The following is an 18,176-nucleotide window of genomic DNA, read 5'->3' on the forward strand; positions in this document are numbered from 1 at the left end:
AGTCCCCCGCGATGACGCCAATCGACGCCAAGCGCCCGCTGCAGCTCAATGACCAGGGCCAGCTGCGCCACTTCCTCTCGCTCGACGGTTTGCCCCGCGAACTGCTGACCGAAATTCTCGACACGGCCGACTCGTTTCTCGAAGTCGGCGCGCGTGCGGTCAAGAAAGTCCCGCTGCTGCGCGGCAAGACCGTGTGCAACGTGTTCTTCGAGAACTCCACGCGTACCCGCACCACCTTCGAACTGGCCGCCCAGCGGCTGTCGGCCGACGTGATCACGCTGAACGTGTCAACCTCCTCCACCAGCAAGGGCGAGACCCTGTTCGACACCCTGCGCAACCTTGAAGCCATGGCCGCCGACATGTTCGTGGTGCGCCACGCCGACTCGGGCGCCGCGCACTTCATCGCCGAGCACGTGTGCCCGGAGGTGGCGATCATCAACGGTGGCGACGGGCGCCACGCGCACCCCACCCAGGGCATGCTCGACATGCTGACCATTCGTCGCCACAAGGGCGGCTTCGAGAACCTCTCGGTGGCCATCGTCGGCGACATCCTGCACTCGCGGGTGGCGCGCTCGAACATGCTCGCGCTGAAAACCCTGGGTTGCCCGGACATCCGCGTGATCGGCCCCAAGACCCTGCTGCCGATCGGCATCGAACAGTACGGCGTGAAGGTCTACACCGACCTGGAGCAAGGCCTGAAGGACGTCGACGTGGTGATCATGCTGCGCCTGCAGCGTGAGCGCATGACCGGCGGCCTGCTGCCCAGCGAGGGCGAGTTCTACCGCCTGTTCGGCCTGACCACCGCACGCCTGGCCGGGGCCAAGCCCGATGCCATCGTGATGCACCCCGGGCCGATCAACCGTGGCGTGGAAATCGAGTCGGCCGTGGCCGACGGCGCCCACTCGGTGATCCTCAACCAGGTCACCTACGGCATCGCCGTGCGCATGGCGGTGCTGTCCATGGCCATGAGCGGGCAGACCGCGCAACGTCAATTCGAGCAGGAGAACGCCCAGTGAGCCTGAGTATCCTCGGCGCCCGTGTCATCGACCCAACCAGCGGCCTGGACCAGGTCGGCGACCTGCACATCGACGCCGGCAAGATCGTCGCCATCGGCGCTGCCCCGGCCGGCTTCAAGCCCGCCCGGACCCTGGACGCCACCGGCCTGGTGGCCGCGCCCGGCCTGGTCGACCTGAGCGTTGCCCTGCGCGAGCCCGGCTACAGCCGCAAGGGCAGCATCGCCAGCGAAACCCGCGCCGCCGCCGCCGGTGGCGTGACCAGCCTGTGCTGCCCGCCGCAGACCCGGCCGGTGCTCGACACCTCGGCAGTCACCGAGCTGATCCTGGACCGCGCCCGTGAAGCCGGGCACAGCAAGGTGTACCCGATCGGCGCCTTGAGCAAGGGCCTGGAAGGCGAGCAACTGGCCGAGCTGATCGCCCTGCGCGATGCCGGCTGCGTGGCCTTCGGCAACGGCCTGAACAGCTTCACCAACACCCGCACCCTGGCCCGCGCGCTGGACTACGCGGCCACCTTCGACCTGACGGTGATCTTCCATTCCCAGGACCGCGACCTGGCCCAGGGCGGCCTCGCCCACGAGGGCGCGATGGCCAGTTTCCTCGGCCTGCCGGGCATTCCGGAAACCGCCGAGACCGTGGCCCTGGCCCGCGACCTGCTGCTGGTGGAACAGACCGGCGTGCGTGCGCACTTCAGCCAGCTGACCAGCGCCCGGGGTGCCAAGCTGATCGAACAGGCCCAGGCACGCGGCCTGCCGGTGACGGCGGATGTGGCGCTGTACCAGTTGATCCTCACCGACGAGGCGCTGCGCGACTTCTCCAGCCTGTACCACGTGCAACCGCCGCTGCGCACCCGCGCCGACCGCGACGGCCTGCGTGATGCGGTCAAGCGGGGCGTGATCCAGGCGATTTCCAGCCATCACCAGCCGCATGAGCGCGACGCCAAGCTGGCGCCGTTCGGTGCCACCGAACCGGGCATCAGCAGCGTCGAGTTGCTGCTGCCGCTGGCGATGACACTGGTCGAGGACGGCCTGCTCGACCTGGCAACCTTGTTGCAGCGTTTGTCTGCAGGCCCTGCGGCGGCCCTGCGCCTGCCGGCCGGGCAGTTGCAGGTGGGTGCGGCGGCAGACCTGGTGCTGTTCGACCCGCAGGCCTCGACCGTGGCTGGCGAACAATGGCGCTCCAAGGGCGAAAACTGCCCGTTCATCGGGCACTGCCTGCCGGGTGCGGTGCGTTACACCCTGGTTGACGGGCACATCAGCCACGAAGCCTGAGTCAAACCCTTCGCCGGCAAGGCCGGCTCCTACCGGTAGGAGCCGGCTTGCCGGCGAAGGGGCCGCAAAGGTTGAAATCTTTCCCCCCACCCCCATATGAGTCTGCATCAGGCATTTTCGCCTCGCTGCGTGGAGACTCTCCCTTGACCACCATCGTTTCAGTTCGTCGCCACGGCAAAGTCGTCATGGGCGGCGACGGCCAGGTTTCCCTCGGCAATACCGTGATGAAAGGCAACGCCAAGAAGGTTCGTCGCCTGTACCACGGCCAGGTCATCGCCGGCTTCGCCGGTGCCACCGCCGACGCCTTCACCCTGTTCGAGCGCTTCGAAGGCCAGCTCGAAAAACACCAGGGCCACCTCATTCGCGCCGCCGTCGAGCTGGCCAAGGAATGGCGTACCGACCGCTCGCTGAGCCGTCTGGAAGCCATGCTGGCCGTGGCCAACAAGGACGCCTCCTTGATCATCACCGGCAACGGTGACGTCGTCGAACCCGAAGACGGCCTGATCGCCATGGGTTCCGGCGGCGCCTACGCCCAGGCCGCCGCACGCGCCCTGCTGCAGAAAACCGACCTGTCGGCTCGCGAAATCGCCGAGACCGCACTGAACATCGCCGGCGACATCTGCGTGTTCACCAACCACAACCTGACCATCGAGGAGCAGGACCTGGCCGAGTAATTCAGCTGTTCTGGCGCCCGACCCCGACGGTCGGGCTTTTCCACGCTGAACACTTGCCCACAGGACCATCGACCATTATGTCCATGACCCCCCGCGAAATCGTCCACGAACTCAACCGCCACATCATCGGCCAGGACGATGCCAAGCGCGCCGTCGCCATCGCCCTGCGCAACCGCTGGCGCCGCATGCAGCTGCCCGAAGAGCTGCGCGTGGAAGTCACCCCCAAGAACATCCTGATGATCGGCCCCACCGGCGTGGGCAAGACCGAAATCGCCCGTCGCCTGGCCAAGCTGGCCAACGCGCCGTTCATCAAGGTCGAAGCCACCAAGTTCACCGAAGTGGGCTATGTGGGCCGTGACGTCGAGTCGATCATCCGCGACCTGGCCGACGCCGCGATCAAGCTGCTGCGCGAGCAGGAGATCGTGCGCGTGCGCCACCGTGCCGAAGACGCCGCCGAAGAGCGCATCCTCGATGCGCTGCTGCCACCGGCCCGCACCGGCTTCAACGAAGACCCGGTCAACAGCAGCGATTCCAACACCCGCCAGCTGTTCCGCAAGCGCCTGCGTGAAGGCCAGCTGGACGACAAGGAAATCGAGATCGAGGTGGCCGAAGCGGTCGGCGTCGACATTTCCGCGCCGCCGGGCATGGAAGAGATGACCAACCAGCTGCAGAACCTGTTCGCCAACATGGGCAAGGGCAAGAAGAAGAGCCGCAAGCTCAAGGTCAAGGAAGCGCTCAAGCTGGTGCGCGACGAGGAAGCCGGGCGCCTGGTCAACGAGGAAGAACTCAAGGCCAAGGCCCTCGAGGCGGTCGAGCAGCACGGTATCGTGTTCATCGACGAGATCGACAAGGTAGCCAAGCGCGGCAACGTCGGTGGCGCCGATGTGTCCCGTGAAGGCGTGCAGCGCGACCTGCTGCCGCTGATCGAAGGTTGCACGGTCAATACCAAGCTGGGCATGGTCAAGACCGACCACATCCTGTTCATCGCCTCCGGTGCGTTCCACCTGAGCAAGCCGAGCGACCTGGTGCCCGAGCTGCAGGGTCGTCTGCCGATCCGTGTCGAACTCAAGGCCCTGAGCCCGGAAGACTTCGAGCGCATCCTCAGCGAACCGCATGCCTCGCTCACCGAGCAGTACCGCGAGCTGCTCAAGACCGAGGGGCTGAACATCGAGTTCGCTGCCGACGGCATCAAGCGCCTGGCCGAGATCGCCTGGCAGGTCAACGAGAAGACCGAGAACATCGGTGCCCGTCGCCTGCACACACTGCTCGAGCGCCTGCTCGAAGAGGTGTCGTTCAGCGCCGGCGACCTGGCCAGCGCCCACAGCGAAGCGCCGATCCGCATCGACGCCGAGTACGTCAACAGCCACCTGGGCGAATTGGCACAGAACGAAGATCTGTCGCGCTACATTCTGTAGCTCAGCGGCAAGCGGCGAGCTGCAGGCCGGAGGTGCTGGACGCCTTCTCCTGCAGCTTGTAGCTTGCAGCTTGAAGCCCAAGAGCCTTATAGCCATGCCCCGTCTGCCTACCGCCATCAATCTGCACAAAGCCTCCAAGACCCTGAGCCTGACCTACGGGCCCGACGAGGTGTATCACCTGCCCGCCGAATTTCTGCGCGTGCACTCCCCTTCCGCCGAGGTCCAGGGCCACGGCAATCCGATCTTACAATTTGGCAAGCTCGGCGTCGGCCTGAGCCAGCTCGAGCCCGCCGGGCAGTACGCGCTCAAGCTCACCTTCGACGACGGCCACGACAGCGGCCTGTTCACCTGGGAATACCTCGAACAGCTGTGCCTGCGCCAGGACCAGCTGTGGGCCGAGTACCTCGACGAACTGGCCAAGGCCGGCAAATCCCGCGACCCTTCCGAGTCGATCGTCAAGCTGATGCTCTAGCCCGGCACTCCGGCGTTTTAGAGCGCATTTTCTAATTCTATTTGCTTGAATGCCCGTGCGCCGGCCAGCGATTGGCCGGCTTGCGCATTCCATGAAAGTCGGGTAACCAATGGATATGGCAAGTACCCTGCATGGGCGGGTTGATGCAGGGTCTGGCCGGTATGCCGAGGTCGCGAGCGAAAGCAGGTTGTCTTCACACGCATAAACCCGCAGGGCTCATCACCGTCGCGCATCCGGTCGCAGGACCGCAGTTCGTTATCACTGGTCACCCGAGCAGTAGTACCGGGCATTCGTCTGTGCAACGCCCACAGCCCAGCCGGTACTCGTCTCAGGACAACGGAGCGTCGTAGATGAGTAACAAGAACAACGATGACCTGCAGCGCCAAGCCTCTGAAAACACCCTGGGCCTGAGCCCCATCATTGGCCTGCGCCGAAAGGATTTGCTGTCTTCGGCCCGGATGGTGCTGCGTCAGGCCATCAAGCAACCGCTGCACAGTGCCAAGCACGTCGCGCATTTCGGCCTGCAGCTCAAGGACGTGATCTTCGGCAAGTCCGGCCTGCAGCCGGAGGGCGACGACCGCCGCTTCAGCGACCCGGCCTGGAGCCAGAACCCGCTGTACCGCCGCTACCTGCAGACCTACCTGGCCTGGCGCAAGGAACTGCACGACTGGATCGGCAACAGCAACCTGTCGGAGCAGGACATCAGCCGCGCGCACTTCGTCATCAACCTGATGACCGAGGCCATGGCCCCCACCAACAGCGCGGCCAACCCGGCAGCGGTCAAGCGCTTCTTCGAAACCGGTGGCAAGAGCCTGCTCGACGGCCTGTCGCACCTGGCCAAGGACATGGTGCACAACGGCGGCATGCCCAGCCAGGTCAACATGGACGCCTTCGAGGTGGGCAAGAACCTGGCCACCACCGAGGGCGCCGTGGTATTTCGCAACGACGTGCTGGAGCTGATCCAGTACCGCCCGATCACCGAGCAGGTGCACGAAAAGCCGCTGCTGGTGGTACCGCCGCAGATCAACAAGTTCTACGTCTTCGACCTCTGCCCGGAAAAGAGCCTGGCGCGCTTCTGCCTGCGCTCCACGGTGCAGACCTTCATCGTGAGCTGGCGCAACCCCAACAAGTCCCAGCGCGAGTGGGGCCTGTCGACCTACATCGATGCGCTCAAGGAGGCCGTCGACGTGGTGCTGGCTATCACCGGCAGCAAGGACCTGAACATGCTCGGTGCCTGCTCCGGCGGCATCACCTGCACCGCGCTGGTGGGCCACTACGCGGCACTGGGCGAGAAGAAGGTCAATGCCCTGACCCTGCTGGTGAGCGTGCTCGACACCACCCTCGACACCCAGGTGGCGCTGTTCGTCGACGAGCAGACCCTGGAGTCGGCCAAGCGCCATTCCTACCAGGCCGGTGTGCTCGAAGGCCGCGACATGGCCAAGGTGTTCGCCTGGATGCGCCCCAACGACCTGATCTGGAACTACTGGGTCAACAACTACCTGCTCGGCAACGAGCCGCCGGTGTTCGACATCCTGTTCTGGAACAACGACACCACGCGCCTGCCCGCCGCCTTCCACGGCGACCTGATCGAAATGTTCAAGAACAACCCGCTGGTGCGTCCCGGTGCACTGGAAGTGTGCGGCACGCCGATCGACCTGAGCCAGGTCACCACCGACATCTTCAGCGTGGCCGGCACCAACGATCACATCACCCCATGGAAGTCCTGCTACAAGTCGGCGCAGCTGTTCGGCGGCAAGGTCGAGTTCCTGCTGTCCAACAGCGGGCATATCCAGAGCATCCTCAACCCGCCGGGCAACCCCAAGTCGCGCTACATGACCAGCAGCGAGATGCCGGCCCAGGCCGACGACTGGCAGGAGAACTCCACCAAGCACACCGATTCCTGGTGGCTGTACTGGCAGGCGTGGCTGGCCGAGCGCTCCGGCGCACTCAAGCCGGCACCCGCCAAGCTGGGCAACAAGGCCTACCCGAGCGCCGAAGCGTCGCCCGGCACCTACGTCCACGAACGCTGAAAACACCCGGCGCCGCCGCAGGCAAGGCGGCGCTGCTACTCACGACAGGGCTCGCGCATGCCGCAACCGTACCTCTTCAGAACCGTCGAGCTCGATGGCCAGTCCATCCGCACGGCCGTTCGCCCCGGCAAGCCGCACCTCACGCCGCTGCTGATCTTCAACGGTATCGGCGCCAACCTGGAGCTGGTGTTCCCGTTCATCGATGCGCTGGACCCGGACCTTGAAGTGATCGCCTTCGACGTGCCCGGCGTGGGCGGTTCGTCGACACCGCGCCGGCCCTACCGCTTCCCCGGGCTGGCCAAGCTGACGGCGCGCATGCTCGACTACCTCGACTACGGGCAGGTCAATGCCATCGGCGTGTCGTGGGGCGGAGCGCTGGCCCAGCAGTTCGCCCACGATTACCCCGAGCGCTGCAAGAAGCTGGTGCTGGCGGCCACCGCCGCCGGTGCGGTGATGGTGCCGGGCAAGCCGCGGGTGCTGTGGCTGATGGCCAGCCCCAGGCGCTACATACAGCCGTCCCATGTGATCCGCATCGCCCCGGAAATCTACGGCGGGGCCTTTCGCCGCGACCCGAACCTGGCCGCGTCGCATGCGGCCAAGGTGCGTTCCTCGGGCAAGCTGGGCTATTACTGGCAGCTGTTCGCCGGCATGGGCTGGACCAGCATCCACTGGCTGCACAAGATCCAGCAGCCGACCCTGGTGCTGGCCGGCGACGACGACCCGCTGATCCCGCTGATCAATATGCGCCTGCTGGCCTGGCGAATTCCCAATGCCCAGCTACACATAATCGACGACGGTCACTTGTTCCTGATCACCCGGGCCGAAGCCGTTGCCCCGATCATCATGAAATTCCTGCAGCAGGAGCGCCAACGCGCCGTCATGCATCCACGGCCCGCCCCGAGCGCTTGAGCACCTCTATCGCTTGCACCCCCGGCAGGAGCGCCGGGGCATGTCAGCGCCAGTTCGGGTTGGTGTCGCTCTTGCATTGAAACATTGGTTGATGGCCTGACGACGGAGTGTTGCCTGGATGAAAGACAAGCCCGCGAAGCCCGGGGTACCGACCCCCGCTGCCTATCTCAACGTGCGCAGCGCCATCAGTGGCCTGCGCGGTCGCGACCTGCTGTCGACGGTGCACCAGCTGGGGCGCCACGGCCTGCGTCACCCGCTGCACACGGCGCGCCACCTGCTGGCGCTGGGTGGCCAGCTGGGGCGCGTGATGCTGGGCGATACCCCCTACCAGCCCTCGCCACGCGACACCCGCTTCAACGACCCGGCCTGGCAGCTCAACCCGCTGTACCGACGCGGCCTGCAGGCCTACCTGGCCTGGCAGCAGCAGACCTGCCAGTGGATCGACGAGAGCCAGCTGGACGACGATGACCGCGCCCGCGCGCACTTCGTGTTCTCGCTGCTCAACGATGCAATGTCGCCCAGCAACACCCTGCTCAACCCGGCGGCGGTCAAGGAGCTGCTGAACTCCGGCGGGCTGAGCCTGGTGCGCGGCTTGAACCACCTGCTCGACGACCTGCGCCACAACGACGGCCTGCCACGCCAGGTCAACCCGGACGCCTTCGAGGTGGGCAGGAACCTGGCCAGCACCGCCGGCGCGGTGGTGTTTCGCAACGAGCTGCTGGAGCTGATCCAGTACCGCCCAATGAGTGAAAAACAGTACGCCCGGCCCCTGCTGGTGGTGCCGCCGCAGATCAACAAGTTCTACATCTTCGACCTCAGCCCGACCAACAGCTTTGTGCAGTACGCCCTCAAGAACGGCCTGCAAACCTTCATGATCAGCTGGCGCAACCCCGATGCCCGGCATCGCGAATGGGGCCTGTCGAGCTACGTGGCGGCGGTCGAGGAAGCCATGAACGTGTGCCGCTCGATCACCGGCAGCCGCGACGTCAACCTGCTTGGCGCCTGTGCCGGCGGGTTGACCATCGCGGCCCTGCAGGGCCACCTGCAGGCCAAGCGCCAGATGCGCCGGGTGCACAGCGCCACCTACCTGGTCAGCCTGCTCGACAGCCAGTTCGACAGCCCCGCCAGCCTGTTCGCCGACGAGCAGACCCTGGAGGCGGCCAAGCGCCGCTCCTACCAGCAGGGCGTGCTGGAGGGCCGCGAGATGGCACGGGTGTTCGCCTGGATGCGCCCCAACGACCTGATCTGGAACTACTTCGTCAACAACTACCTGCTGGGCAAGGCGCCCCCGGCATTCGACATCCTGTACTGGAACAACGACAACAGCCGCCTGCCGGCCGCGCTGCACGGCGATCTGCTGGACTTCTTCAAATTCAACCCGCTGACGCACGCCGACGGCCTCGAGGTGTGCGGCACGCCGATCGACCTGCACAAGGTCACGGTGGACAGCTTCCACGTGGCCGGCAGCAACGACCACATCACCCCGTGGGACGCGGTGTACCGCTCGGCCCTGCTGCTGGGCGGCGAACGGCGCTTCGTGCTGGCCAACAGCGGGCATGTGCAGAGCATCCTCAACCCGCCGGGCCACCCCAAGGCGCATTTTGTCGAGAACCCCAGGCTGAGCAGCGACCCGCGGGCCTGGTACCACGATGCGCAGAAGGTCGAGGGCAGCTGGTGGCCGCAGTGGCTCGACTGGATACAGGCGCGCTCCGGTGCGCAGCGCGAAACCCACCTGTCGCTGGGCAGCGCCAATTACCCTCCCATGGACCCCGCACCCGGCACCTACGTGCTGGTGCGCTGAGCAAGAAGAACGGATGAAGACCCGCGACCGTATCCTGGAGTGCGCCCTGCACCTGTTCAATCGTCAGGGCGAGCCGAATGTCTCGACGCTGGAAATCGCCAACGAGATGGGCATCAGCCCGGGCAACCTGTACTACCACTTCCACGGCAAGGAGCCACTGGTGCTGGGCCTGTTCGAGCGTTTCGAGGAGGAGCTGACGCCCCTGCTCGACCCGCCCCTGGAGGTGCGCCTGGATGCCGAGGACTACTGGCTGTTCCTGCACCTGATCGTGGAGCGCATGGCGCAGTACCGCTTTCTGTTCCAGGACCTGTCCAACCTTACCGGGCGCCTGCCCAAGCTGGCGCGGGGCATGCGCACCCTGCTCAATGCGCTCAAGCGCACGCTGGCGGCATTGCTAGCGAGCCTCAAGGCGCATGGGCAGGTGACCAGCGATACCCGCGCACTGGGGCAACTGGTGGAGCAGATCAGCATGACCTTGCTGTTCTCGCTGGACTACCAGCGGATTCTGGCGCGCGAGGGCGAGGTCGGGATCGTGGTGTACCAGGTGATGATGCTGGTGGCGCCGCACCTGGAGGTGGAGTCACGCCTGGCGGCGGAGCAGTTGGCCTTGAGGTACCTGGAAGGCTGAAGAGCTTCGCCGGCAAGGCCGGCTCCTACAGACGGCGCGCTACCTGTAGGAGCCGGCCTTGCCGGCGATGAGGCCAGCACAGGCACCCCACATAAAAACGCCCGGCACACAGGCCGGGCGTTTTCTGTACAGCTACCTCGAGTCAGACCTGGCTGGCCGGGCTCGAAGGTGCTGGTGCTGCCGACGCGGCTGGCGCCGCAGTGGCCGCCGGGCTTGGCGCCGGTGCCGCACTGGCACTTGGCGCTGCCGGTTTGGCCGCTGCCGGTTTGGCCGCTGCGGGCTTGGCTGCAGCAGGCTTGGCCGGGGCTTTCTTCACCGCTGGCTTTTTCGCTGCTGCCGGCTTGGCGGCAGGTTTGGCCGCCGCTTTCGCTGCAGGCTTGGCGGCTGCGGTTTTCGCCGCGGCCGGCTTGGCTGCTGGCTTGGCCGCTGCCGGTTTGGCCGCCGCAGTTTTGGCCGCAGGCTTGGCCGCCGCTTTAGGTGCTGCCTTGGCCAGTGGCTTGGCCGGCGCCTTGGCCGAGACCGACTTGACCGAGGCACCGGTCAGTTTCTCGATCTGCTTGGTCAGGGTGTCGACCTGCTGGTGCAGTGCCTTGACCTCATTGCGGCTGGGCACGCCCAGGCGCGAGATGGCACTGTTCAGGCGCTTGTCGAAAGCCTCTTCGAGTTCGCTCCACTTGCCCAGTGCGCGGTCTTTCACGTCGCCTACGCGCGAGGTCGCAGACTTGGCACTGGCCTTGGCCGAGTTGACGCTGCCCTTGGCCTGCTTTTCAGCTTTCTCACCGTCCTTGACCAGGGTTTCGAAAAGCTTGCTGCCGTCCTGATCGATCTTGGAGTAGATACCCAAACCAGCCAGCCAGATCTTGCGGGAATACTTTTCGATCCCCCCGACCCAGGAGCTGCTCTCTTTCTCAGTTGTCTTTTTGCCAGCCATCCCGCTCTCCTTATTGTTTGCGTGCGACACGATCGAGCAACAGCGTCAGCTCTTCGAGCTTGGCAGAAAGTGCCTCCACGTCATGTTTAGACGGAATGCCGATGCGATTCAAGGCGCTGGCGACCCGTGTGTCGAAAGCCTTTTCGATTTTATCCAGCTGAACTTCGACCTTGCCCTTCACGCTGCCCAGTTCCTGCCTGGCGGATTGGATCTCGCTGTTGGCGGCATCGAGTTCGTGGTCGAGGCGTTTCTTGCCTTTTTTCTCCACGGTTTCGCCGGCCTTGACCAGCTCCTTGAGGTACTCGGCGCCCTCCTGCCCGACCCGGGTGTAGGCCCCCAGGCCTGCCAGCCAGATCTTGCGCGCGTAGCCGCGCACCTCGCCCAGGGCCTTGCCCGGGGCGTCGTCGATTTTCTTCAGGGTCACTTTGGTCATGCTCTGCACCTCACGCTTGAACGGAAATGGAGTTACGCCCGTGAAAGTTGGGCTTGGGCACAAAGGTAGGGGGAAAAATTAGAATCCTCACCCTAAGGGCAGGATTTGCTGTGCAGCGAAGGCCCCTGTCGCGGGTCAAGCCCGCGAGCACAGGGCCTGCAGTGAACCTGCGGAAGCCGCTTGACCCGCTACAGCGGTTTCAGGCCAGGGCCTTGTCCAGGGCCCGCTCGATCTCGGCCTTGATCGTGCCGCCCATCATCGACAGCATCATCCCGAGCTTCAACTCCACCCGGATGCTGTCGTCGCCGATATCGATGCTGCCATTGGCACCGCTGCGCCTGACCTCTACCCGGTCACCGTTCCACTGCGCCTTGAGGTCGTACTCGCGGGTCAGCTTGTCCACCAGGGCTTCGGCCTTTTCCCGGGCCGCTGCGCGCCCCAGGCTGTGTTTGCGTTCGACGCTGATCTGGGTCATTCAATCAATCCTGGCTAGAAGGGCATACTCCCATTATGCCCCTGCCTCCGCCTGCGACACACCCCGCCAAGACAAATGCAGCCGCACGCCCTAGAATGGCCAGTAATTTTTTCCGGTGAAGCGATATGAACGACCAGCGCAAAGGCGAACACGCCGAACCCACCACCCACTTCGGCTACAAGGATGTCCCCGAAAGCCAGAAGGCCGAGAAAGTCGCCGAAGTCTTTCACTCGGTGGCCGCCAAGTACGACCTGATGAACGATGTGCTCTCCGGCGGCATGCACCGCCTGTGGAAGCGCTTCACCATCGAGCTGTCGGGCGTGCGCCCTGGCAACCGCGTGCTCGACATCGCCGGCGGCACCGGCGACCTGGCGCGCAAGTTCTCGCAGCTGGTCGGCCCCACCGGCCAGGTGGTACTGGCCGACATCAACGCCTCGATGCTCAAGGTCGGTCGTGACCGCCTGCTCGACAAGGGCGTGGCCGGCAACATCGAGTTCGTCCAGGCCGACGCCGAGAAGCTGCCCTTCCCCGACAACCATTTCGACTGCGTGACCATCGCCTTCGGCCTGCGCAACGTGACCCACAAGGACGACGCGATCCGCTCGATGCTGCGCGTGCTCAAGCCGGGCGGCCGCCTGCTGGTGCTGGAGTTCTCCAAGCCGACCAACAAGCTGATGTCCAAGGTCTACGATGCCTACTCGTTCGCCTTCATGCCGCTGGCCGGCAAGCTGATCACCAACGACGCGGACAGCTACCGCTACCTCGCCGAATCGATCCGCATGCACCCCGACCAGGAAACCCTCAAGGCCATGATGGTCGACGCCGGTTTCGACCGTGTCACCTACCACAACATGACCAGCGGTATCGTGGCCCTGCACCGCGGTATCAAGCCCTGATGTTGCTGGCCGGGCTGCTCGCCAGCGTCGAACACGGTCTCAACCGTGTGTTGCGCATGGACAGCACTGCGCTGCCGCGCCTGGCTGCGCTCGAGGGCAAGATCATTGCCATCGACTGCCGCCAGCCGGCGCTGCAGCTGTACATCCTGCCCGGCGATGAAGGCCTGATGCTCGCCAGCCACTGGGAAACCGAGGCCGACTGCACCCTGCGTGCGCCGGCCAGCAGCCTGCTGCAACTGGCCCTGAGCCAGGACAAGCCGGCGGTGCTGCACAGCCCGCAGGTGGAACTCGAAGGCGACAGCGCGGTGCTGCTCGACCTGGTCGGCGTGCTGCAGGACCTGGAGCTGGACTGGGAGTACGAACTCTCGCGCTGGCTCGGCCCGGTCGCCACCCAGCTGATCGGCGGCCACCTGCGCAGCCGCGCGCGCTGGACCCGCCAGGGCCTGGCCAGCCTCAACCAGAACCTTGGCGAATACCTGGCCGAAGAGGCCCGCACCCTGGTCGGCCAGCGCGAGGCCGAAGCGCGCTTCGCCGAGCTCGATGCCCTGAAAATCGATGTAGAACGCCTCGAGGCACGCATTGCGCGCCTTGCCCGATCCCTTGAATCCAGCGATAACGCATGAAGCTGCTTGCCGTCCGCCGTCTGTTGCGCATCCAGCGCGTCGTGATCCGCTACCGTCTCGATGACCTGCTGTTCGACCTGCCCCTGCCCTGGTGGCTGATGACCCTGCGTTTCGCCATGCCCTGGCGCTGGCTGCCGCGCAAGCCGTCGCCCCTGAGCCGTGGCGCGCGCCTGCGCCTGGCGCTGCAGGACCTGGGCCCGATCTTCATCAAGTTCGGCCAGTTGCTCTCCACCCGCCGTGACCTGCTGCCCGCCGACATCGCCGACGAGCTGATGCTGTTGCAGGACCGCGTGCCGCCCTTCGACCCGCAAAAGGCCGTGGCGCTGATCGAATCGCAGCTCGGCGCCAAGGTGGGCGAGATCTTCAGCCGCTTCGACGTCGAACCGCTGGCCTCGGCCTCGGTGGCCCAGGTGCACGCGGCGCGCCTCAAGAGCGGCGAGGAGGTGGTGGTCAAGGTGGTGCGCCCAGGCCTCAAGCCGATCATCGCGCAGGACCTGGCCTGGCTGTTCCTGATCGCTCGCGGCGCCGAGCGGGTGTCGGCCGATGCCCGCCTGCTGCACCCGGTCGAGGTGGTCAACGATTACGAGAAGACCATCTACGACGAGCTCGACCTGCTGCGCGAGGCGGCCAATGCCAGCCAGCTGCGACGCAACTTCGAAGGCTCGGAGATGATGTACGTGCCCCAGGTGTACTGGGACCTGTGCCGGCCCAAGGTGCTGGTGATGGAGCGAATCTATGGCGTGCAGGTCACTGACCTTGCCACCCTGGCCGACCAGCGCACCGACATGAAGCTGCTGGCCGAGCGCGGCGTCGAGATCTTCTTCACCCAGGTGTTTCGCGACAGCTTCTTCCACGCCGACATGCACCCGGGCAACATCTTCGTCAGCACCGTCAAGCCGTGGAGCCCGCAGTACATCGCAATCGACTGCGGCATCGTGGGCAGCCTCACCCCCGAGGACCAGGACTACCTGGCACGCAACCTGTTCGCCTTCTTCAAGCGTGACTACCGTCGCGTGGCCCAGTTGCACATCGACTCGGGCTGGGTACCGGCGCAGACCAAGCTCAACGAATTCGAGGCGGCGATCCGCACCGTGTGCGAGCCGATCTTCGAAAAACCGTTAAAGGATATTTCCTTCGGCCAGGTGCTGATGCGCCTGTTCCAGACAGCGCGGCGCTTCAACATGGAAGTGCAGCCGCAACTGGTGCTGCTGCAGAAGACCCTGCTCAACATCGAGGGCCTGGGCCGTCAGCTGTACCCTGACCTGGACCTGTGGAGCACCGCCCAGCCGTTTCTGGAGCGCTGGATGCGCGAGCGGGTCAGCCCGAAAAACGTGCTGCAGAACCTGCACAGCCAGGTCGAGCAACTGCCGCACCTGGCCGGCATGACCCGCGACCTGCTCGAACGCATGTCGCAACCGCACCTGAACGACCCGCCGCCACCCTGGCAGCAGCGCGATCGCTGGGCCCTGCGCCTGCTCGGTGCCGGCCTGCTGGCGGGCGGTGCAACCCTCGCCGCAGGTGCCGTGAGCCTCAGCGCCCCGGCAGCCTGGCCGGCCTGGCTGATGCTGGCCGGGGGCCTTTACCTGATCGTGCGCCGATAGCCAGCCTGCTGCGTGGCTGGCACACTAGCAGGTGGCATCGGTGCGGGACCGTGGCCTATTTTGGAGTCGAACATGAAAGACTGGCTGGACGAGATCAACTGGAACAGCGATGGCCTGGTACCGGCGATCGCCCAGGACCACAAGACCGGGCGCGTGCTGATGATGGCCTGGATGAACCGCGAGGCCCTGAGCCTGACTGCCGCCGAGCAGCGCGCCATCTACTGGTCGCGTTCGCGTGGCAAACTGTGGCGCAAGGGCGAAGAGTCCGGCCACGTGCAGAAGTTGCATGAAATGCGCCTGGACTGCGACGCCGACGTGATCATCCTGATGGTCGAGCAACTGGGCCACATCGCCTGCCATACCGGCCGTGAAAGCTGCTTCTACCGCGTGTACGAGAACGGCGCGTGGAAGACCGTCGACCCGGTACTCAAAGACCCGCATGCCATCTACAGCGCAGGACACTGACATGAGCGACACCCTGATCCGCCTGGCCGAAGTGCTCGAATCGCGCAAGGGCGCGGCCCCCGACACCTCGTACGTGGCCAGCCTGTACCACAAGGGCCTGAACAAGATCCTGGAAAAGGTCGGCGAGGAATCGGTCGAGACCATCATCGCCGCCAAGGACGCCGCCGTCAGTGGCGAATGCAGCGATGTCATCTACGAGACCGCCGACCTGTGGTTCCATAGCATGGTCATGCTCGCCGCCCTGGGCCAGCACCCGCAGGCCGTGCTGGACGAACTGGACCGCCGCTTCGGCCTGTCCGGGCACGACGAGAAGGCCGCCCGCCAGCCGTCGGCCTAACGAATTCAATCGAGGATTGCACCATGGGTATTTTTGACTGGAAACACTGGATCGTCCTGCTGGTGGTGGTTGTACTGGTGTTCGGTACCAAGAAACTGAAAAACCTGGGCAGCGACCTGGGCGAATCGATCAAGGGCTTCAAGAAGGCCATGAACGAAGAGGAAGACAAGCCGGAGCAGCCCACCGTACAGCCTGCCCAGCCAACCCCGCCGCCCGCCGCTGCACCGCTGAACCAGCCGCAGACCTTCGATGGCCAGGCGCACAAGGTCGAAGAGCCGACCAGGAAAGAGTGAACACATGTTCGGGATCAGCTTCAGTGAGTTGTTGCTTGTCGGCCTGGTGGCCCTGCTGGTGCTCGGCCCCGAGCGCCTGCCGGGCGCTGCACGTACCGCCGGGCTGTGGATCGGCCGACTGAAACGCAGCTTCAACGCGATCAAGAACGAGGTGGAGCGCGAGATCGGTGCCGACGATATCCGGCGCCAGCTGCACAACGAGCACATCCTCTCCATGGAGCAGGAAGCCCGGCGCATCCTCAACCCGCAATCGGTACAGCCCGATCCGGCGCACACCCCCGGCGCGGAGCCAGCCGCCACCGCCACCGAGGCTGCGTCGGCGCCTGCACCAGAACCTGTGACTGCACCGACACCTGCACCTGCACCTGCCGTCGAAGCAGCACCGCCCACCGAACCGACACAGCCGCCGCGAGCCCCATGAGCGAAATCCCGGAAAACGACCAGCCGATGCCGCTGGTCTCGCACCTTACCGAGCTGCGCACGCGCCTGTTGCGCTGCGTCGCGGTCATCTTCGTGATCTTCGCCGGCCTGTTCGCCTTCGCCCAGCAGATCTACACCCTGGTTTCGGCACCGTTGCGCGCCCACCTGCCGGCCAACGCCACGATGATCGCCACCGACGTGGCCTCGCCGTTCCTCACGCCATTCAAGCTGACCATGATCGTCTCGCTGTTCCTGGCGATCCCGGTGATCCTGCACCAGATCTGGGGGTTCATCGCCCCCGGCCTGTACCGCCATGAAAAACGCATCGCAGTGCCGTTGCTGGTGTCGAGCATCTTCCTGTTCTATGCCGGCATGGCCTTCGCGTACTTCCTGGTATTCCCGCTGATCTTCGGTTTCTTCGCCAGCGCCACGCCCGAAGGCGTGTCGATGATGACCGACATCGCCAGCTACCTCGACTTCGTCATGACCCTGTTCTTCGCCTTCGGCGTGGCCTTCGAGATCCCGGTGGCGGTGATCCTGCTGGTGTGGATCGGCGTGGTCGACGTGAAGTACCTGAAGAAGATCCGCCCCTACGTCATCATCGGCTGCTTCGTGGTCGGCATGGTGCTGACCCCGCCGGACATCTTCTCGCAGACCCTGCTGGCCGTGCCGATGTGGTTGCTGTTCGAAGTCGGCGTGCTGTTCGGCGGGCTCATCCGCAAGCGCAGTGCCCCGGTGCAGGCCGACGAGCCTGACGACCAGCCGCCAGCCACCCAGCCGTGAACCTGCTGCTGCTCGAGGAGGCCGACTTCGTCGCGGCCGACCGTGTGGTGCTGGGCGACCGGCGCTTTACCCACATGCAGGAGATCCACCGCGTGGCGGTGGGCGACACCCTGCGCGTGGGACGCCTGGGGGGGCTGATGGGGCAGGCCGTGGTGCTGCGCCTGGAGGGCCATGAAGCCGAACTGTCGGTCGAGTTCACCCAGCCGCCGCCGGCCAAGCTGCCGCTGACCCTGGTGCTGGCCCTGCCGCGCCCGAAGATGCTGCGCCGGGTGTTCCAGACCGTGGCCACCATGGGCGTGGGCAAGCTCATCCTGGTCAACAGTTACCGGGTCGAGAAGAGCTTCTGGCAAACCCCCTTCCTGGAGCCTGCGGCGATACGCGAGCAACTGGTGCTGGGCCTGGAGCAGGCGCGCGACACCGTGCTGCCCGAGGTGGTGATCGAGAAGCGCTTCAAGCCCTTCGTCGAAGATCGCCTGCCAGCGATTGCCGAGGGTACCCTGGGCCTGGTCGGCCACCCTGGCAACCACCCGCCCTGCCCGCGCGCATTGACCGAGCCGGTGACCCTGGCGATCGGCCCGGAAGGTGGCTGGATCCCGTATGAGGTCGAGCTGCTGGGCAAGGCCGGGCTGAACCCGGTACAGCTGGGCGAGCGCATCCTGCGCGTGGAGACGGCGGTCACCGCCCTGCTGGCGCGGTTGTTCTAGCA

General features: G+C 65.4%; 21 protein-coding genes. 18 read left to right on the top strand and 3 right to left on the bottom strand.

Going from position 1 to position 18,176, the window contains the following annotated elements; all coding sequences use genetic code 11:
* Positions 1 to 11: 11 nt before the first annotated feature.
* The 9 genes from NJH59_RS05370 to NJH59_RS05410 all read left to right on the top strand — a co-directional run bounded on the left by NJH59_RS05370 (position 12) and on the right by NJH59_RS05410 (position 10,213).
* Positions 12 to 1,016 carry an aspartate carbamoyltransferase catalytic subunit gene (locus NJH59_RS05370; RefSeq protein WP_043862147.1) on the top strand — a complete coding sequence of 335 codons (1,005 nt, stop codon included), beginning with the start codon at positions 12 to 14 and terminating at the stop codon, positions 1,014 to 1,016.
* Positions 1,013 to 2,284, top strand: a complete 1,272-nt coding sequence (locus tag NJH59_RS05375) for a dihydroorotase (protein WP_043862148.1) — start codon at positions 1,013 to 1,015, stop codon at positions 2,282 to 2,284. Before NJH59_RS05370 ends, NJH59_RS05375 begins: the two co-directional genes overlap by 4 nt.
* A 143-nt stretch (positions 2,285 to 2,427) precedes the next feature.
* The gene (gene hslV, locus NJH59_RS05380; RefSeq protein ID WP_028945572.1) at positions 2,428 to 2,958 is read left to right on the top strand and encodes an ATP-dependent protease subunit HslV; all 531 of its coding nucleotides are present in this window, start codon (positions 2,428 to 2,430) and stop codon (positions 2,956 to 2,958) included.
* Between the two features lie 77 nt (positions 2,959 to 3,035).
* The gene (hslU, locus tag NJH59_RS05385; protein ID WP_054915767.1) at positions 3,036 to 4,373 is read left to right on the top strand and encodes an ATP-dependent protease ATPase subunit HslU; all 1,338 of its coding nucleotides are present in this window, start codon (positions 3,036 to 3,038) and stop codon (positions 4,371 to 4,373) included.
* A gap of 94 nt (positions 4,374 to 4,467) precedes the next feature.
* On the top strand, positions 4,468 to 4,845 hold the full coding sequence (locus NJH59_RS05390) for a DUF971 domain-containing protein (RefSeq protein ID WP_043862150.1): 378 nt from the start codon (positions 4,468 to 4,470) through the stop codon (positions 4,843 to 4,845).
* A 350-nt stretch (positions 4,846 to 5,195) separates the two neighbouring features.
* A complete protein-coding gene (gene phaC / locus NJH59_RS05395; protein ID WP_253086488.1) occupies positions 5,196 to 6,875 on the top strand; it encodes a class II poly(R)-hydroxyalkanoic acid synthase in 1,680 nt (559 codons plus the stop codon).
* A gap of 57 nt (positions 6,876 to 6,932) precedes the next feature.
* A complete protein-coding gene (phaZ, locus tag NJH59_RS05400; protein ID WP_043862152.1) occupies positions 6,933 to 7,784 on the top strand; it encodes a poly(3-hydroxyalkanoate) depolymerase in 852 nt (283 codons plus the stop codon).
* 118 nt (positions 7,785 to 7,902) lie between these two features.
* A complete protein-coding gene (gene phaC, locus NJH59_RS05405; RefSeq protein ID WP_043862153.1) occupies positions 7,903 to 9,585 on the top strand; it encodes a class II poly(R)-hydroxyalkanoic acid synthase in 1,683 nt (560 codons plus the stop codon).
* Positions 9,586 to 9,598: 13 nt separating this feature from the next.
* A complete protein-coding gene (locus NJH59_RS05410) occupies positions 9,599 to 10,213 on the top strand; it encodes a TetR/AcrR family transcriptional regulator (protein ID WP_043862154.1) in 615 nt (204 codons plus the stop codon).
* 142 nt (positions 10,214 to 10,355) lie between these two features.
* Here NJH59_RS05410 and NJH59_RS05415 read toward each other — a convergent pair whose 3' ends face one another.
* From NJH59_RS05415 to NJH59_RS05425, 3 genes are all read right to left on the bottom strand, one after another.
* On the bottom strand, positions 10,356 to 11,144 hold the full coding sequence (locus tag NJH59_RS05415; protein WP_253086489.1) for a phasin family protein: 789 nt from the start codon (positions 11,142 to 11,144) through the stop codon (positions 10,356 to 10,358).
* Between the two features lie 10 nt (positions 11,145 to 11,154).
* Positions 11,155 to 11,577, bottom strand: a complete 423-nt coding sequence (locus NJH59_RS05420; RefSeq protein ID WP_253086490.1) for a phasin family protein — start codon at positions 11,575 to 11,577, stop codon at positions 11,155 to 11,157.
* A 199-nt stretch (positions 11,578 to 11,776) separates the two neighbouring features.
* Complete coding sequence (locus tag NJH59_RS05425) at positions 11,777 to 12,052, bottom strand: polyhydroxyalkanoic acid system family protein (RefSeq protein ID WP_043862157.1); 276 nt, start codon at positions 12,050 to 12,052, stop codon at positions 11,777 to 11,779.
* Between the two features lie 125 nt (positions 12,053 to 12,177).
* Here NJH59_RS05425 and ubiE point away from each other — a divergent pair, with 125 nt between their 5' ends.
* The 9 genes from ubiE (at position 12,178) to NJH59_RS05470 (ending at position 18,174) form a co-directional block, all read left to right on the top strand.
* On the top strand, positions 12,178 to 12,948 hold the full coding sequence (gene ubiE, locus NJH59_RS05430; RefSeq protein ID WP_043862158.1) for a bifunctional demethylmenaquinone methyltransferase/2-methoxy-6-polyprenyl-1,4-benzoquinol methylase UbiE: 771 nt from the start codon (positions 12,178 to 12,180) through the stop codon (positions 12,946 to 12,948).
* Positions 12,948 to 13,571 (top strand): SCP2 sterol-binding domain-containing protein, encoded by a 624-nt coding sequence (locus NJH59_RS05435; protein WP_043862159.1) that lies wholly within the window; start codon positions 12,948 to 12,950, stop codon positions 13,569 to 13,571. The genes ubiE and NJH59_RS05435 overlap by 1 nt, the downstream gene beginning before the upstream one ends.
* Positions 13,568 to 15,172, top strand: a complete 1,605-nt coding sequence (gene ubiB, locus NJH59_RS05440; RefSeq protein ID WP_043862160.1) for a ubiquinone biosynthesis regulatory protein kinase UbiB — start codon at positions 13,568 to 13,570, stop codon at positions 15,170 to 15,172. The genes NJH59_RS05435 and ubiB overlap by 4 nt, the downstream gene beginning before the upstream one ends.
* A 72-nt stretch (positions 15,173 to 15,244) precedes the next feature.
* Positions 15,245 to 15,637: a phosphoribosyl-AMP cyclohydrolase gene (hisI, locus tag NJH59_RS05445; protein WP_043862161.1), complete on the top strand. Its 393-nt coding sequence runs from the start codon at positions 15,245 to 15,247 to the stop codon at positions 15,635 to 15,637.
* A 1-nt stretch (position 15,638) separates the two neighbouring features.
* Complete coding sequence (locus NJH59_RS05450) at positions 15,639 to 15,974, top strand: phosphoribosyl-ATP diphosphatase (RefSeq protein WP_043862162.1); 336 nt, start codon at positions 15,639 to 15,641, stop codon at positions 15,972 to 15,974.
* Between the two features lie 23 nt (positions 15,975 to 15,997).
* On the top strand, positions 15,998 to 16,267 hold the full coding sequence (locus tag NJH59_RS05455) for a twin-arginine translocase TatA/TatE family subunit (RefSeq protein WP_043862163.1): 270 nt from the start codon (positions 15,998 to 16,000) through the stop codon (positions 16,265 to 16,267).
* Positions 16,268 to 16,271: 4 nt separating this feature from the next.
* On the top strand, positions 16,272 to 16,688 hold the full coding sequence (gene tatB / locus NJH59_RS05460) for a Sec-independent protein translocase protein TatB (RefSeq protein ID WP_253086491.1): 417 nt from the start codon (positions 16,272 to 16,274) through the stop codon (positions 16,686 to 16,688).
* On the top strand, positions 16,685 to 17,470 hold the full coding sequence (tatC, locus tag NJH59_RS05465) for a twin-arginine translocase subunit TatC (RefSeq protein ID WP_043862165.1): 786 nt from the start codon (positions 16,685 to 16,687) through the stop codon (positions 17,468 to 17,470). The genes tatB and tatC overlap by 4 nt, the downstream gene beginning before the upstream one ends.
* Positions 17,467 to 18,174, top strand: coding sequence for a 16S rRNA (uracil(1498)-N(3))-methyltransferase (locus NJH59_RS05470; RefSeq protein WP_043862166.1), 708 nt, complete (start codon positions 17,467 to 17,469; stop codon positions 18,172 to 18,174). The genes tatC and NJH59_RS05470 overlap by 4 nt, the downstream gene beginning before the upstream one ends.
* Positions 18,175 to 18,176 lie beyond the last annotated feature (2 nt).

Source organism: Pseudomonas sp. VE 267-6A (assembly GCF_024126555.1).
Classification (GTDB): Bacteria; Pseudomonadota; Gammaproteobacteria; order Pseudomonadales; family Pseudomonadaceae; genus Aquipseudomonas; species Aquipseudomonas palmensis.

Excerpts from the sequence above, each read along its gene's own strand:
- ubiB (WP_043862160.1), top strand. The coding sequence starts at position 13,568 with ATGAAGCTGCTTGCCGTCCGCCGTCTGTTGCGCATCCAGCGCGTCGTG.
- tatC (WP_043862165.1), top strand. The coding sequence starts at position 16,685 with ATGAGCGAAATCCCGGAAAACGACCAGCCGATGCCGCTGGTCTCGCAC.
- tatB (WP_253086491.1), top strand. The coding sequence starts at position 16,272 with ATGTTCGGGATCAGCTTCAGTGAGTTGTTGCTTGTCGGCCTGGTGGCC.
- NJH59_RS05410 (WP_043862154.1), top strand. The coding sequence starts at position 9,599 with ATGAAGACCCGCGACCGTATCCTGGAGTGCGCCCTGCACCTGTTCAAT.
- phaZ (WP_043862152.1), top strand. The coding sequence starts at position 6,933 with ATGCCGCAACCGTACCTCTTCAGAACCGTCGAGCTCGATGGCCAGTCC.
- NJH59_RS05450 (WP_043862162.1), top strand. The coding sequence starts at position 15,639 with ATGAGCGACACCCTGATCCGCCTGGCCGAAGTGCTCGAATCGCGCAAG.
- hisI (WP_043862161.1), top strand. The coding sequence starts at position 15,245 with ATGAAAGACTGGCTGGACGAGATCAACTGGAACAGCGATGGCCTGGTA.
- NJH59_RS05420 (WP_253086490.1), bottom strand. The coding sequence starts at position 11,577 with ATGACCAAAGTGACCCTGAAGAAAATCGACGACGCCCCGGGCAAGGCC.
- hslU (WP_054915767.1), top strand. The coding sequence starts at position 3,036 with ATGTCCATGACCCCCCGCGAAATCGTCCACGAACTCAACCGCCACATC.
- NJH59_RS05455 (WP_043862163.1), top strand. The coding sequence starts at position 15,998 with ATGGGTATTTTTGACTGGAAACACTGGATCGTCCTGCTGGTGGTGGTT.
- NJH59_RS05425 (WP_043862157.1), bottom strand. The coding sequence starts at position 12,052 with ATGACCCAGATCAGCGTCGAACGCAAACACAGCCTGGGGCGCGCAGCG.
- phaC (WP_043862153.1), top strand. The coding sequence starts at position 7,903 with ATGAAAGACAAGCCCGCGAAGCCCGGGGTACCGACCCCCGCTGCCTAT.
- ubiE (WP_043862158.1), top strand. The coding sequence starts at position 12,178 with ATGAACGACCAGCGCAAAGGCGAACACGCCGAACCCACCACCCACTTC.
- NJH59_RS05415 (WP_253086489.1), bottom strand. The coding sequence starts at position 11,144 with ATGGCTGGCAAAAAGACAACTGAGAAAGAGAGCAGCTCCTGGGTCGGG.
- NJH59_RS05390 (WP_043862150.1), top strand. The coding sequence starts at position 4,468 with ATGCCCCGTCTGCCTACCGCCATCAATCTGCACAAAGCCTCCAAGACC.
- phaC (WP_253086488.1), top strand. The coding sequence starts at position 5,196 with ATGAGTAACAAGAACAACGATGACCTGCAGCGCCAAGCCTCTGAAAAC.
- NJH59_RS05435 (WP_043862159.1), top strand. The coding sequence starts at position 12,948 with ATGTTGCTGGCCGGGCTGCTCGCCAGCGTCGAACACGGTCTCAACCGT.
- NJH59_RS05370 (WP_043862147.1), top strand. The coding sequence starts at position 12 with ATGACGCCAATCGACGCCAAGCGCCCGCTGCAGCTCAATGACCAGGGC.